Source organism: Algibacter sp. R77976, assembly GCF_044594645.1.
Classification (GTDB): domain Bacteria; phylum Bacteroidota; class Bacteroidia; order Flavobacteriales; family Flavobacteriaceae; genus Algibacter_B.
Window position 1 is genome coordinate 521,020 of the sequence record NZ_CP138989.1, and the last position, 15,963, is coordinate 536,982.

Here is a 15,963-nt window from a genome sequence, read left to right on the forward strand (position 1 = left end):
TTACAGTTACCTAACAAATTAAAATTTATAAACTAAACAATTGCTATTCTGTCAAAAAATCGCATATTACGCTAAACAATGAATAAAATCATAACAATATTTTAAAAGAAATTTAGTTTTACACTAATACTATACTACTCAAATTATTATAGGCTAATCTTATTTATTATATTTGCAAACTTTTGAATATTTATGAGGCATTTAACCATATTGATATTAAGCATTTTAAGCATCCAATTTAGCGGTGCACAAATTAATGAAATTGGTGTTTTTTTAGGAGGCAGTAATTTTATTGGAGATGTAGGTGCTACCGATTATATATCACCAAACCAATTAGCTATTGGTGGTATGTATAGATGGAATAGAAGTAAAAGACACTCTTACCGCGCTTCATTAATTTTTAGCGAACTAGAAGGTATAGATAACAATTCAGACGATCCAAGACGTATTCAGAGAGGCTATGAGTTTTCTACCAAAATCACAGAACTCTCATTAGGCATGGATTTTACTTTTCTAGATTTCAACTTACATTCTGGAAAAAGGCTGGGAACACCATATATATATTCAGGCATTACCGTTGCATATCATGATAATCACTATTTTGCAAATAATATTCAAACTCCAGAGAACACATCTAGTTGGGCCTTTGGTATCCCTATGGCGTTAGGTTTTAAAACTAATTTCATGGATAACTTTATCTTAGGTATTGAAGTTGGAGCGCGTTACACATTTTCAGATGAGCTTGATGGAAGTGTACCAGATGCAAATGAATTACAACAGTTCCGGTTTGGAAATATAAATAATAGAGATTGGTATGTGTTTTCAGGAATAACACTTACTTATACATTTGGAGAAAACCCTTGTTATTGCGTAGACTAAATGGATTTAAAAAATAACGTACTAAAAAAAGCACTCCCAAAACATATTGCTATTATAATGGATGGTAATGGACGATGGGCAAAACAACAAGGTATGTTGCGCGCGTTTGGTCATGAAAATGGCACAAAATCGGTGAAACAAACTGTTGAAGCTTGTGCAGAATTAGGTGTTGAAAATTTAACGCTTTATGCATTTTCAACCGAAAACTGGAACAGACCAAAACTGGAAGTACAAACTTTAATGAAACTTTTAGTGTCTTCATTAAAAAAAGAAATTAAAACACTTCAGGACAATAACATTAAGTTGTCTGCAATAGGGTCATTAAACACATTACCTAAAAAAGTTTACAGAGAACTTACAGAAGTTATAGAAAGTACTAAGGGCAACACAAGAATGACCTTAACACTTGCGCTTAGTTATGGCTCAAGAGAAGAAATCTTAAACACTGTTAAAGAAATTAGTATTAAAGTTAAAAATAATATAATTTCAGCGGAAAATATTGATGAATCAATTATAAATGAGCATCTTTACACGCAAAATTTACCAGATGTAGATTTGCTTATTAGAACAAGTGGGGAGCAACGTATAAGCAACTTTTTGTTATGGCAAATTGCATATGCCGAATTATACTTTACAAGTGTTTTATGGCCAGATTTTACAAAGCAACATTTGTATGAAGCTATTATTGAATATCAAAAAAGAGAACGACGATTTGGGAAAACAAGTGAACAACTTAGTTAATAAATTACCTGCAAAAAAATATTTCAATTATTGTTTAACACTACTGGTTTTTATCAGTTGCTTAAATATTAATGCGCAAGATGTAGATCTTAGTAAAGGTAAAAAGTACGTTTTAGGTGAAATAACGGTTGCTGGTAATACTGCATTTAGCGAACAAACTATTATTACCTACTCTGGATTAAGAAAAGGTAAAGAAATAGCTATTCCAGGAGAAGATATTGGTAATGCCATAAAAAAACTGTGGAACTCAAAATTATTTAATGACATTGAAGTTTATGTCACCAAAATTGAGGGTAATGTGGCAAACTTACAAATTAAATTAGCCGACTTACCCCAATTAAACGAGCTTAAAGTTAATGGCGTTAAAAAAGGAAAAGTAGAGGGTATTGTTAAAGATAATAAGCTAAAAAAAGGCACTAAGGTTACCGAAAACCTAATTACTACTACCAAAAACTTCCTTACAAAAAAATATAAAAAAGACGGGTTTCTTAACACTAAAGTCCATATAAATACTATCGAGGTAAAAGATTCTATTGAAACTTCTAGAGTAAATATGGTTCTTAATATTGATAAAGGCGAAAAAGTAAAAATTAAAGACATCTTTTTTAATGGCAACGATATTCTAAGTGATAAAAAACTTAGAAAAAGCATGAAAGGCACTAAGGAAATTAATCGTCTTAGAATTTTAAAACGTTCAAAGTTTATAGATTCTGCATATCAAGCAGATTTAGGACATGTTATAGACGCGTATAAAGAAAACGGTTATAGAGATGCACGAATTTTATCAGATAGTATAACCTATAATGACGACAAAACCATATCACTTCATATTGACGTTAAAGAAGGGGAACCTTATACTTTTGGTGATATTAAATTTATAGGAAATACCGTTTATACAAACGAGCAATTAAGTAGACTTTTACGTCTTAGAAAAGGAGACACTTATAATGGTATTTTATTACAAAAAAGAATTGCAGACGACACTAAGCCCGATGCGCAAGATATTACAAACCAGTACCAGAACAATGGTTACTTATTCTCAAGTATAAACCCTGTTGAAGTAAGCGCAGATAATAATGTAATTGATATTGAAGTTCGAATTTCTGAAGGTAAACCGGCGTATTTTAATTCAGTCTCAGTAGTTGGGAATGATAAAACCAACGACCACGTTATTTACAGAGAACTGCGAACAAGACCAGGACAACTATATAGTAAAGCAAATGTTGTACGTACAGTTAGAGAACTTGGACAATTAGGATTTTTTGATGCTCAAGAAATATCGCCTAATTTTAACAACCCAAACCCAGTTGAAGGTACTATTGATATGGAATATGCTGTTAAAGAAACAGGGTCTAGCCAAATTGAGTTGCAAGGTGGTTATGGTGGCGGTGGTTTTATAGGAACACTTGGATTATCATTCAACAACTTTTCTATAAAAGATATATTTAAAAAGGAAGCTTATAAACCAATTCCTATGGGAGATGGTCAAAAACTAGCATTACGTTTACAAGCCAGTCGTTTTTATCAAACATATAGTTTTTCATTCTCAGAACCTTGGTTAGGAGGTAAACGTCCTGTTCAATTTTCAACATCATTATCTCATACTAAACAGTTTTTATACGATTTCACTACTGGAAATGCCGATAAAAGTAAAAGTTTCAATATTACTGGTATTACTTTTGGTTTAGCAAAACGTTTACAGGTGCCAGACGATTATTTTACTTTGTCTCAAGCTATAAGTTACCAACGTTACGACTTAAATAATTATAATACTGGCTTATTTACTTTCGGTAATGGTTTTTCTAACAACCTATCTTATACATTTGGACTTAGTAGAAATAACACAAGTGTAGACCCAATATTCCCTACAGGAGGTTCTAATTTTAGCTTTACAGCCAAATTCTCGCTTCCTTATTCAATGTTTAATGGTGTAGATTACGAACAACTTTCTGAAGATTATGATGATGCCTTAGAAAAACGATCTACGGCAACCAGCACTACCGACCTTGCTTATATAGAAGCAACCGAAGAAATTACTGAAATAGATCAAAAAAGATATAATTGGCTTGAGTTTTACAAAGTAAAATTCTCTGGTGAATGGTATACGCAACTAGCTAAAGATTTGGTTTTAAGACCAAAAATTGAATTTGGCTTTTTAGGTGCTTATAATAATGAAAGAGGTGTTATACCTTTTGAACGTTTTTATTTAGGTGGTGATGGTTTAGGTAATTTCTCTTTAGACGGTAGAGAAGTTATTCAATTACGTGGATACCCAAACCAATCGCTTACGCATTTAGACGAATCTACTGGAAGTGCATCACAAGATGGTTCTAGTATTTACAATAAATTTTCTTTAGAACTTCGTTATCCAATTACATTAAAGGCATCTGCAAAGATTTATGCCTTAGGGTTTTTAGAAGGTGGTGTATCTGCTAATACCTTTAGAGATTTTAGTCCGTTCAACCTTAAGCGTTCAGCTGGTTTGGGTATTAGAATCTTTATGCCTGCCTTTGGTTTATTAGGTATTGATTTTGGACATGGTTTTGATCCTTTACCAGGACAAACTGTTAAAAATGGATGGGAAACACACTTCATAATTGGACAACAGTTTTAAACAAAAAAAACACTTTGGCACGATATTTTCTAATAACACTTTGATGATTTGCACGAGAATTCAAATTTTTAAGATTAAAATTCGTTAATTTTGAAAATACAATTCAAAAAGGCAGAAAAACAATCGTCTGTCATTTTTAGAATTTATATGCCATAAATTATAAAATATTAAAACAGATGAAAAATAACGTTCTTTTTTTACTGACATTAGTTTTTATGCTAAGCTTTTATGCCAATGCCCAACGAGGAGTTAGAATAGCTTATATAGACACCGAGTATATTTTAGAGAATGTTCCAGAATATCAAGAAGCAACTGCTCAATTAGAAGACAAAGCTCAGAAATGGAAAAATGAGATTCAATCTAAATTGACAACGGTTGAACAAAAGCGAAATGATTTGAGCAACGAAAAAGCACTTTTAACAAAAGAGCTTATTGACGAACGCGAAGAGGACATCACTTTTGAAGAAAATGAAATTCTAGACTATCAACAAAAACGTTTTGGACCTAATGGCGATTTATTTATTCAAAAAAAGCAGTTAATGCAGCCTATACAGGATCAAATATTTGCAGCCGTTCAAGATATGGCCGAAGGTAGAAAGTATGATCTTATTTTAGACAAGACTGAAACAACCATGTTATACTCTAGTAAATCACTAGATATAAGCGAACAGGTTTTAAGAAGTATTACAAGAACCTCTAAACGTACACAAGCCAATTCGAAAGCAGAACGTAAAGCTGCCGAAAGCGAAGAATTAATTCCTGAAATAAATGAGGAGTTAGAAGCTAGAGAAAAAGCACTAGAAGAAAAGAAAGCCGAGAGAGAAAGTGCTGTAGAAAAACGAAGACAAGAAATATTAGCAGCTAGAGAAGCTAAAAAGAAAGAAGCAGAAGCTAGACGCCAAAAAGTTATAGAAGATAGAGAAAAGGCAAGACAAGCTAAATTGGATGCTAGAAGTAATACAACAGAAGCTGTAAAAACTGAAGTTGATGATGCCAATAAAACTGCTGAAACAAAAACTGATGAAGCAACTAAAACAAAAGAACAACTAATTGAAGAAAACAGGCAAAAGAAATTAGCTGAAAGAGCTGAAAGAAAAAAAGCCTTAGAAGAAAGAAAAAAGAAAATATTAGAAGATCGCCAAAAGGCAAAAGACAGTATAAACAGTAACAAATAATAATTTATAACACACTTAATACCATTAAAAATGAAACAAATTAAAACTCTCTTATTAGCAACTGTATTATGTATTGCAACAGTAGGCTTTACACAAGCACAAAGTAAAGTTGCACATATAAATACACAAGAATTAATTTCAGCAATGCCTGCAGCTAAAACTGCACAAGCAGAAATTGAAGCTTTAGGTAAAACGTATCAAACAGATATTCAGGCTTCAATTACAGAATACCAAAATACAGTTAAGCAATACGAGGCAGAAGCATCTACAAAAACAGATGAAGAAAACCAAAAAAGAGGTTTAGAGCTTCAAGAAAAGCAACAACGTATTCAGCAATTTAGAGCAGATGCTCAGAAAGATTTAGCAAATAAAGAAGCTGAATTATTCAAGCCTATTCAAGAAGCTGCTATGAAAGCTATTAACGATGTAGCAAAAGCTAAAGGTTACGATTATGTAATTGATAGAGCAACATTAATTGTAGCAAACGGTACAGATATACTTGCAGATGTTAAAGCACAATTAGGTATCTAATATAAAATTACATTAATACATATAAAAAGCTGTCTTTTAAAAAAGACGGCTTTTTTATTTTTACTACATTTAGATATTTAACTTACTTTCTTTATTAAAGTAGTTAAAGACTTTTAAACTACTTATTTTTTACATGAGCGCACAACCTATTGGTATATTTGATTCTGGCGTTGGAGGCACTTCTATATGGAAAGAGATCCATACGCTTTTACCACTCGAAAACACTATGTATTTAGCTGATAGTGCAAATGCCCCTTATGGACCAAAAGGCAAAGAGGCTATAATCGATTTAAGTGTAAAAAACACAGAATACTTACTTAGTAAAAACTGTAAACTCATTGTTGTGGCCTGCAATACCGCTACTACAAATGCTATTGATTATTTAAGATCTAACTACAACGTGCCGTTTATTGGCATAGAACCGGCAATAAAACCAGCTGCTTTACAAACAAAAACCAATGCTGTTGGAATTCTAGCAACTAAAGGCACATTGAGTAGTGCGCTATTTTCTAAAACATCAACACTATTTGCCAACCACATTAAAGTTGTTGAGCAAATTGGTGATGGTATTGTAGAACTTATTGAAAGTGGCAAGTTACAATCTGAAGAAATGAAGGCGCTATTAAAAATCTATTTAGAACCTATGATTAAGGCCAATATTGATTATTTGGTTTTAGGTTGTACACACTACCCTTATTTAATCCCGATACTTGTAGAATTGCTTCCAAAACATGTTAAAATTATAGATTCTGGTGAAGCTGTGGCGCGACAAACTAAAGCTGTTTTAGAACAGTATGATTTCTTGAATACTGAAACTAGACCACCTCGAAATGAATTTTACACCAACGGAAACCAAGACATTATGAAGCAACTTTTGGGTAAAGATTTTGTTGTTGATTGTCTGGATTTTTAATTGCATTTCTGTAAGAAAAATTAATTATCTTTACGAGATATCGTTAACAAAAAAGTTACTATATCCTGACTTATTTACTGGATATCAGTAATAAAATTTATTATATAACGAGTTGGCAATAATACCTATGAAAAGAAAGACAAAATATATACCTAGCTTATTAATCCCATATAGTGTATTTTTTGTTTTGTTGGGAATTCCATTGTCTAAATCATTGAAAAACAATCAAAATTCTTTATTAGTAGTTAGCATGCTAATTGCGATAGTTTTATTAATTTTACTTTTTATTACTTTTGCTTGGTTAATAAAAAAAAACGATCTTCTAGAGTTTAATGGTATTAAAAATGGAATTAAATTTATTAATCCAAAATTACTTCTTATACCTCTTATTTATTTCATTTACATAATAATTAGAGATTTCAATATCTATTCTAACTTAAAGATTTTGGAGTTGATTTTACTTGCAATGTCGTCTCTATTGATAGGTTTAGCAGAAGAATTTTTTTTTAGAGGTATCCTCTTTCCATATTTTATAAGTTTTTTTAAACGTAAGAAATATTCATTATTCTTTAGTGTTTTACTTTCTTCTATTGTTTTTGGACTATTTCATTATTTAAATTTATTCCAAAGCTCAGTAAGTTTTATTGAAATAACATTACAAGTGGTATATGCATTTTTTACGGGAATACTATTTTGTGCATTGCTTTTAAGAACTAAAAGTATTATCATTCCCTCTTTAATTCACGCATTAATAGATTTTAGAGGCCTAACTTATGTCCTATATCGAAATAAAACAACTATCATTCCTAAAAGTTTGGACAAAAAATTACCGGACGGGATTTTTTGGGAGATATTAATTTAAAAATCAACAGGCTACATATTAATATTAATTTGTGCAATTATATTGATAAGAAAAGTGAATAAAATAGAACTGTACAAAAGATTGGAAATAGATTTAGGTTAAGTACTATTGCCAACAAAGTAGTATATAAAAAATTGCTATTTTGTGCTTAACCAATTTGAGTTGCTTTGTTTGCTAGCTTCCGATTTTTCTTCGAGAAATCCTCGCACACAAACACGCAACATTTCAACTACGTGACCGTTATAGGCAATATGAAATCAACTAACTATCTGAATGAAATTTGAATTAGACAAACAAACCAAAAATGATTTAGAAATCTTTAATAATGAGGATAGTTCAATCTTTAGTTATTATGACATGACAAAAACTAAAGGTGGTAAAAACTGTCTTTATGAAATAATGAATAATCCACTTACTGATATTTCAGAAATTAAAAACAGATGTGAATTAATAAAATTCTTTCACAGTTCAGACTTCGAATTAGCCATAAGTTATAGTCAATTAGAGTATATTGAACATTACTTGAAATTAGGAACAAATTCTTTAAATGACAATATATTTAGTTCATTAATAAATCATCTATCTTATAAAATCAAACCTAGTAACGATTATTATTTAATTAGTAAAGGTATTGAGGAACTTGTAATACTTCTAAAACAATTAAATAAAAAGCTTAAGGAAAAACTTAAAAATATTCCCGAATTATTAAAAAAAGAGATTCAAACAATTGATAATTTAATTAAAAACCCTTTTTTAATTAAATATATAAACTCAAGTAAAGAATTAAAATTCAATGATCTTAATAAGTTAGATGCTTTTTTTAGAAATAGTTATTTAAAGGAGCTTGTAAACCTTATACAGTCAGTTTATCATATAGATGCTTTTATATCAGTTGCAGGTACTGCAAAAAAAAACAATCTTACATTTCCAGTATATATTGAATCTGAAAAGCCTCAATTAAATGTAATTGGACTTTTTCATCCATTACTAAAAAAAGCGAAATCATACGACTTTGAAATTGATAAGAAATCAAACATGTTTTTTTTAACAGGTCCAAACATGGCGGGAAAATCAACATTTCTTAAATCAATAGGTCTGTCAGTATTTTTATCACATTTAGGCTTTCCTGTACCTGCTTCTAAAATGACAACTTCTATTTATAATGGAATTGTATCAACAATAAATTTATCCGATAATTTAAATAAAGGATTAAGTCATTTTTATAGTGAAGTCAAGCGAGTAAAAGAAACAGCACTTAAATTAAAAGAAAACAAAAATTTACTTGTGATTTTTGATGAACTATTTAGAGGTACAAATGTTAAAGATGCATCAGATGCGTCTTTGTTAATTATTGAATCTTTTTCAAAAATTAAAAAAAGTACTTTTTTTGTTTCAACACATATTACTGAAGTTGCAACAGAATTATCCAAATCTGACAATATTCAGTTTAAATATTTTAACTCTAAACTAGTTGATAATAAACCCACTTACGATTATAAATTAAAAGAAGGAATTTCAAAAGAACGTTTAGGAATGTATATTGTGCAAAATGAAAAAATCGTTGAAATTTTAGAAACTATAACATAAAAAGCACTACCGCTAACAAGTGGATATAACAAATAAAAAGTTGCAAATTATCATTAAAAAATCAGAAAAAAAATACGTAATCAACAAGTATAAATCCTTTTGAAATTCACTTTTTCCATTAAGTTATTTTACTTTGAATCTATTGTATGAGTAAGCCGCAACAGTAAGTGCGTTAGGGATTGAAACGGCATCCTTTTTTGAGGCACGATAAAAAGATATAGTAAAAAAGCCCGACCCTTGTGGTAACGCCCAAATGAAAAAAACTATTGATAATGAGATCCTGAAATAAGTTCTGGATGACAAGTTATTCTTTAAACCAACTTGAATACTTAATATAAGCATCGGCAATGCGGTTTATTTCGCCTGAAACATGCGCTTCGCTAACATCTTTTACTTTTTTAGCGGGTACACCTGCATAGATGCTTCCGGACTCCACAATGGTGTTTTGTGTAATTACTGCGCCTGCCGCCACAATACTATTACTTTCTATTACGCAACCATCCATAATGATGCTGCCCATACCAACTAAAACATTATCTTGAATGGTACAGCCGTGTACCAAGGCATTATGCCCAATGGAGACATTGTTACCAATGGTTGTACCTGCCTTTTGATAGGTGCCATGAATGACAGCGCCGTCTTGAATATTGACTTTATTACCCATTTTTATAAAGTTAACATCGCCACGAACTACGGCACTAAACCAAACGCTACATTGGCTTCCCATAGAGACTTCGCCAACTATGGTTGCGTTTTCGGCTATGAAACAATCATCTTGTATTACTGGTGTATTTCCTCTTACTGTTTTTATTACTGGCATAAATTAAGTACTTTAAAAAAAGGAAGCTCTTAATTTTGAGTTCCTTTTAATTCATTAATTTTGTGTTTTTCTTGCTTTGCTAGAAAACTGTTTTGTTAATGGTAAAATTATGAATTTTGTTTCAATTTGCTGGATTACACTACTTGAAATATGATAATAATTCTGATTTTTTTGAGGCTGAAACCATAACTTGTTTTCCGTTACTCAACATAACACTTCCGCCCTTTCCTTTTATATATTTAACAACTTCGTTTACATTTACCAAGTACGATTTATGTACTCTGGCAAACCCCGAATTGGTTAAGGCTTCTTCAAAATACTTGAGTGTTTTGCTTACTATTTTCTTTTTATTATTGTTTAAATAAATTTCGGTGTAATTATCGTCGGCTTTACAATACAGAATATCTGCGGTGTTAAGTATTTCGAAACCATCAAGTTGCGGAATGGTAATTTTACCTGATACCGTATTTGTTTTTGGCACCAATATTTGGTCTTGAAGCGCGTCTTCTTTTGTTTTTATTTCGGTAACATAATCTACGGCTTTAATAAGCTCGTCTATAGAAATGGGTTTCATTAAATAGTAACTGGCATGTGCGTTTAAAGCATCAATCGCATAATGGTTATAGGCGGTAACAAAAATGGTTTCGAAATTTATGTCGCCAACTTTATCGAGTAAATCGAAGGCATTGCCATATGGCATTTCTACATCTAGAAATACGAGATCTAAATCGTTATTTCGAATTAAAACCAAAGCTTCTTCAACATTGGCAGCTTCGCCTAAAACAGTAACATTCGGACAGTATTTTTTAAGATAATTTTTGAGAATTGCTCTACTGGTTTCTTCGTCTTCGACTATTATAGAAGTTAGTTTCATACGTATATTTCTTATTCTTTATTTTTATTATTTATTGCCTACTCTAACTCAATAAAGCCCCTTCAAACAAAGGCATACCGAAATTAAATTCGCTACAAGCTCTTCCCTTAAACAAGGGAAGGAATTCTTTTGTTTCAACAGGAGAATTCGTTTTAATAATTGTTAAACTAAAATGAATCGCAACTGAGTAAGCGTTCCCTCCTTTGGAGGGTAAGGGAGGCTTCTAATCCTTTTTAAGCGTTACAACAACTTTAGTACCCGCATCTTCTTGATCTTGAAAATCGTCAATAAAAACATCAACTTTATCCTTATACATATCGTTTAAAATAGACACGCGTTTTTTAATATTACCCATGCCTTTTGAGTTTTGTTTTTGCTGGTTTTCGGTTTTTAAGGCTTTTGATTGTTTACGACCTATACCATCATCAATAATGGTGATTTTTATTTCATCGGGTACTGATTGAGTAATATTTATTTCTAATTTCCCTTTACTCTTTTTATACCTCAACCCATGCCACACAGCGTTTTCAATATAAGGTTGAAGTAACATGGGCGGAATTACAAAGTCTTTTATCGCTATACTGTCATCTACATGTATGGCGTAATCAAACTTATCTTGAAACCTAAAATGTTCTAATTTGGTGTAGAGTTCTATGAGTTTAATTTCTTTTTCTAGCGGAATAAAATCTTCTTCACTATTTTCTAGAACGGCTCGCATTAAAAGCGAAAAATCGGTTAGATATTTATTTGCTGTGCGTTCGTCATTAGATGCTATAAAACTATTTACCGAGTTTAAAGCATTAAATATAAAATGGGGATTCATTTGGCTTCGCAAGCTTTTTAGAGCCAATAAATTATTAGCTAATCGTTGTTGCTTTATATATTTGAACATTAGGAAAGCTGCAATTAACAATAGAATTAATCCGCCAATTAATGAGTAGATAATCAGTTTTTGACGTTTGGCTTGCTCTTCAGATAATTGGTATTTACTTTCGGAGAGTTCGCGATCACTTTCTAAACTCGAAATTCGGTTTTGTTTGCTAACAATATCTTTACTAAACCTCGCAGCTTGCGATATTTCTTGTTCTTTTTTAGTATACAATTTATCAACCAAATCCACATAATCTTGGTAGGCTAATAAAGCTTTATTGAATTGCCCTGCGTCTCTATACACTTCAGATAGTCTTCTGGTAGCATCTTTCTGAACAATTAAATCGGCTTTACTATCGGCTTCCTCAATACTCTTCTCCAAATACGGAATGGCATTTTCGTAATCGCGTTGCGAAGCATAGGCATTCCCAATTTTATAGTTTTGTTTTTGTTGTGTTAATGGACTTTCATTATCAATATCGTCGGTTTCACTTTCAATTTCATTAATTGTATTTAAAGCTGCTTTTCTTAATACAATTTCGTCTGAATAATTATTGGCTTCATTTTTAAAATCGGCTACTTTAATTTGTTCTTCAACAGCTCTTTTTCTGTTTTCAGTATTTGCTAACTCCATCGATTTATTAAAAAACCCCTCGGCTTTTTGTGTTTCACCTTGTGCATTATAAGCTTGTGCTATTTTAGAGTTTAAATCGGTTATTTTTGGTGTTATTAAATGCTTTTGTGCCACTTTTAAACCATCTTCATAAGCACCAACAGACAGGTTATAAGCTTTAGTTAACAAGTAAACATCTCCAAGACCTTCGTATAAATCGGTTAATTGCCAATTGGTTAATTCACCTTTACTAATCTCATTATATGTTTGTAAGCTTTCTTGATAGTTTTTATTCTGCATATAAGCTTTTGCAAGCTTTAGCGAAACATTATTTGCTTTTGTATTCTGCAGACTAATTCTATAATTAGAAACCGCTAAATCGTATTGTTTCCAATACATATAAATATCGCCTAAAACCTCATAGGCTTCGCTGTTTTGCTTGGTTGAATTAGCTTCTGAAAGGGCATCTGCAATAAATTGAATACTTTTTTTTGCATCCTTTTTTAAATACGCTTCCGCGGAATCTATTAAAGGCTTGAACAACTCTTTTTGAGATCTTGAAATCGATTTAAACTTTGAGATTTTCGATTGATCTTCATCATTCGGCTCTACCTCTACCTTAATACGTTCGTTACTTCTTATAACATAAAAAACGGTTTCAAAATCTTTATGTCTAATGGTTAACTCATCACCTTCTCTTACTTCTATTCTAAATTCACCAAAAAAATCTGTTGCGGTGTAACCACCACCGTTAACTTCAATATTTACATCTGGAATAGGCTTTTGGGTATCACTCTCAACAACAGAACCTCGAACTGTGAATTTTGGCCCACTATTCAAAGTAGTATTATTTTGAGCGTATAAAAACATACCGCTCAAAGAGAGGTACACGACACATATAAATTTAATAACCGACTGCATACTTTATTTTATCAGATAAACTTACGCACTTTACTTGGTTTATTAAAATGGCTAATTAATAAAAACACTTGTTTTTAATACCTAAAAGTAGACTTTACACAATTTCACAGTTTGTTTACTCATTAAAACACCCACTTCGCTCATTCTAGTTTTTTTAAGAATTAAGTTGAACATAGTTTTACGGTGTAATTAAAAGAATTCTCATTAATCTAAAAACAAAAAATCATGAAAACCTATTTTAAAACATGCTTACTAAGTTTTGCTTTAATTGGATTTATTTCCTGTAATGCAAATAACAAAAAACAAGCAGTCGCGCTTAACGATACTAAAGTTGAACATCACGAACCCAATAAACAATTTATTAAAGTGGCTTTATTATTAGACACCAGTAATAGTATGGATGGCTTAATAGACCAAGCTAAAGCACAACTTTGGGATATAGTAAACGAATTATCTTATGCTAAATGTGGCAATAACAAACCTAATTTACAAATTGCTTTGTACGAATATGGTAATGATAGATTAAACGGAAGCGAAGGTTACATTAGGCAAGTTTTAAGCTTTAGTGATGATTTAGATGATATTTCCAAAGAACTATTTTCTTTAACCACAAATGGCGGTAATGAGTATTGCGGGCAGGTTATTCAAACCTCATTAAACCAATTAAATTGGGGTAAAAACGCAGACGATTTAAAACTTATTTTCATAGCCGGAAACGAACCTTTTACTCAAGGCGAAGTAAATTACAAAGATGCCTCTTCCAATGCTAATGAGAAGGATGTTACTGTAAATACTATTTTTTGTGGCGATTACAACCAAGGTGTTTCTAGCCATTGGAAAGATGGTGCACAATTAACGCATGGCGACTATATGGCTATAAATCAAAATAGAGCAACTGTACATATTGCATCGCCTTATGATGATGCTATTTTAATTTTAAATCAGAAATTAAATAAAACTTACATAGCATATGGTTCTAGAGGAAGTCAAAAAATGGCACTTCAAGCAGAACAAGACATGAATGCGAGTGGCTATAGTAAGGCTAATGCTGTAAAAAGAACTGTTAGTAAAAGCTCTCATTTATATAAAAATAAAAGTTGGGATTTAGTTGATGCTGTTGATCAAGAAGAAATTGCAATTGAAGATATTGAAGAGAAAGCGCTTCCATCAGAATTAAAAGGCAAAACAAAATCTGAAATTAAAGCCTATGTTGCAGAAAAAAGTAAAGCGCGCGAAACTATTCAAAATGAAATTAAAGCGTTAAACGCAAAACGTAAAATTTACATTTCTCAACAAAAGAGCGAACAAGCTAACAACTTAGAAAACGCTATGACAAATGCTATAAAAGAACAAGCTAAGAAGAAAAAATACACTTGGAAATAATATTTAGGAGGTTATTACTAAAAACAAAAAGCCTGCTATATAGCAGGCTTTCTGTTTTTATATGTTTAGTATAATTAATTAACCGCAGGACAGTTACATGCATACTTCTCTCTTCTACAACCAAAGTTATAACCAAGTGTTAATTGATGAAAACCACCACTTGTAAAAACTATTGGATTTGTTTGATATGTGTAAGTATAAGCAAACATAAAGTCGTTATAATTAGTACCTAAAATTCCAGTTATCTGATTTAGTTTTTGGCTATTAACTGTGGTTCCATTTAAATATTGTGCCCCATCTAAACTTTGTCTGTAAGACGCGCCACCCCATAGTTTACCAAATTCCATTTGCTTGTAAACTTTAGCATTAAAATCAATGCTAGCTTCTTCTGTTAAATCTCTATATTGAAACATTAATGAAGGCTCGTAACTCCACTCACTACCAAATTTACTAAACACGCTTCCTACAGAAAACAAATAGCGTCTTAAGTTACTTGTTATTTCTACATCCTTATTAATTCCAGAATTTTTCAATAGATTTTTTACTGTAGCATGTGCATAAAAATCAAGATAATGATATGAAAATCCCAGATCTACGTTAAAATTAGTTTCGTTTTGTACAATTCCATTTATGAGTGGATCAGAAATTGGAGAACCATCTAAAAATGTAGTTTCATCTAATTGATATTGGATAAATCCTGCACTTAAACCAAAAGAAAGCATATTTAAATCGGCTTCACTTCTAGAAAACAAAAGATGATGCGCATAAGTAAAAGAGGCTCCTTTTTGAGAATGATATCCGTTTTGATCTGAATACAAAATACCTCCAATAGCAGATTGAGAATCTCCAATTCTACCGTTCATACTGAGCGTAACAAGCTTTGGAGCATCGTCTTGCCCAAACCATTGCTGTCTACCTGTTAGTCTAATTTTAGAACAATTAGCTATACCAGCCATAGATGGATGAATTAAATAGTAATTATCCGTTAAATAATCTGTATATATTGGCAGTCCTTCTTGAGAAGTAGCTATGCTAGAAAACATAACTGTCATGGCCACTAAAATGATATTTTTTAATTTCATAAACTTTCTTTACCAAGTAGGTTTGGTTTTATTCAAACGTCTTGATTCTTAAAAAATTACACATAAAAAAGATAAAATTTTCATTTATCTATAGAGCC

The 15,963-nt window shown here is 31.4% G+C and carries 13 protein-coding genes; 9 read left to right on the plus strand and 4 right to left on the minus strand.

All coding sequences use genetic code 11. From position 1 onward, the window contains the following. The first annotated feature begins 192 nt into the window (after positions 1-192). The 8 genes from SJY43_RS02355 to SJY43_RS02390 all read left to right on the plus strand — a co-directional run bounded on the left by SJY43_RS02355 (position 193) and on the right by SJY43_RS02390 (position 9,302). Entirely contained in the window at positions 193-879 is a 687-nt protein-coding gene (locus tag SJY43_RS02355; RefSeq protein ID WP_396602243.1) for a DUF6089 family protein, read from the plus strand. Beyond that, positions 880-1,620, plus strand: coding sequence for an isoprenyl transferase (locus SJY43_RS02360; RefSeq protein ID WP_396602244.1), 741 nt, complete (start codon positions 880-882; stop codon positions 1,618-1,620). Next, on the plus strand, positions 1,553-4,234 hold the full coding sequence (gene bamA, locus SJY43_RS02365; RefSeq protein ID WP_396602245.1) for an outer membrane protein assembly factor BamA: 2,682 nt from the start codon (positions 1,553-1,555) through the stop codon (positions 4,232-4,234). The genes SJY43_RS02360 and bamA overlap by 68 nt, the downstream gene beginning before the upstream one ends. 176 nt (positions 4,235-4,410) lie before the next feature. Beyond that, on the plus strand, positions 4,411-5,409 hold the full coding sequence (locus SJY43_RS02370; protein ID WP_396602246.1) for an OmpH family outer membrane protein: 999 nt from the start codon (positions 4,411-4,413) through the stop codon (positions 5,407-5,409). A gap of 30 nt (positions 5,410-5,439) precedes the next feature. After that, positions 5,440-5,940, plus strand: a complete 501-nt coding sequence (locus tag SJY43_RS02375; protein WP_396602247.1) for an OmpH family outer membrane protein — start codon at positions 5,440-5,442, stop codon at positions 5,938-5,940. Between the two features lie 133 nt (positions 5,941-6,073). Continuing rightward, entirely contained in the window at positions 6,074-6,853 is a 780-nt protein-coding gene (gene murI, locus SJY43_RS02380; protein WP_396602248.1) for a glutamate racemase, read from the plus strand. 127 nt (positions 6,854-6,980) lie between these two features. Then, positions 6,981-7,715 carry a lysostaphin resistance A-like protein gene (locus SJY43_RS02385; RefSeq protein WP_396602249.1) on the plus strand — a complete coding sequence of 245 codons (735 nt, stop codon included), beginning with the start codon at positions 6,981-6,983 and terminating at the stop codon, positions 7,713-7,715. Between the two features lie 273 nt (positions 7,716-7,988). After that, positions 7,989-9,302 (plus strand): MutS-related protein, encoded by a 1,314-nt coding sequence (locus SJY43_RS02390; RefSeq protein WP_396602250.1) that lies wholly within the window; start codon positions 7,989-7,991, stop codon positions 9,300-9,302. 304 nt (positions 9,303-9,606) lie between these two features. Here the strand turns inward: SJY43_RS02390 and SJY43_RS02395 are convergent, their stop codons facing one another. The 3 genes from SJY43_RS02395 to SJY43_RS02405 form a co-directional block, all read right to left on the minus strand. After that, entirely contained in the window at positions 9,607-10,122 is a 516-nt protein-coding gene (locus tag SJY43_RS02395) for a gamma carbonic anhydrase family protein (protein WP_396602251.1), read from the minus strand. 139 nt (positions 10,123-10,261) lie between these two features. Continuing rightward, positions 10,262-10,996, minus strand: coding sequence for a LytR/AlgR family response regulator transcription factor (locus SJY43_RS02400; RefSeq protein WP_396602252.1), 735 nt, complete (start codon positions 10,994-10,996; stop codon positions 10,262-10,264). Between the two features lie 223 nt (positions 10,997-11,219). Then, positions 11,220-13,370 carry a histidine kinase gene (locus tag SJY43_RS02405; RefSeq protein ID WP_396602253.1) on the minus strand — a complete coding sequence of 717 codons (2,151 nt, stop codon included), beginning with the start codon at positions 13,368-13,370 and terminating at the stop codon, positions 11,220-11,222. A gap of 255 nt (positions 13,371-13,625) precedes the next feature. Between SJY43_RS02405 and SJY43_RS02410 the strand changes: the two genes are divergently transcribed. Next, positions 13,626-14,783, plus strand: a complete 1,158-nt coding sequence (locus tag SJY43_RS02410) for a VWA domain-containing protein (protein ID WP_396602254.1) — start codon at positions 13,626-13,628, stop codon at positions 14,781-14,783. 74 nt (positions 14,784-14,857) lie between these two features. On the opposite strand, the gene SJY43_RS02415 is transcribed toward SJY43_RS02410, so the two are convergent. Then, positions 14,858-15,865: a type IX secretion system membrane protein PorP/SprF gene (locus SJY43_RS02415; RefSeq protein WP_396602255.1), complete on the minus strand. Its 1,008-nt coding sequence runs from the start codon at positions 15,863-15,865 to the stop codon at positions 14,858-14,860. Positions 15,866-15,963 lie beyond the last annotated feature (98 nt).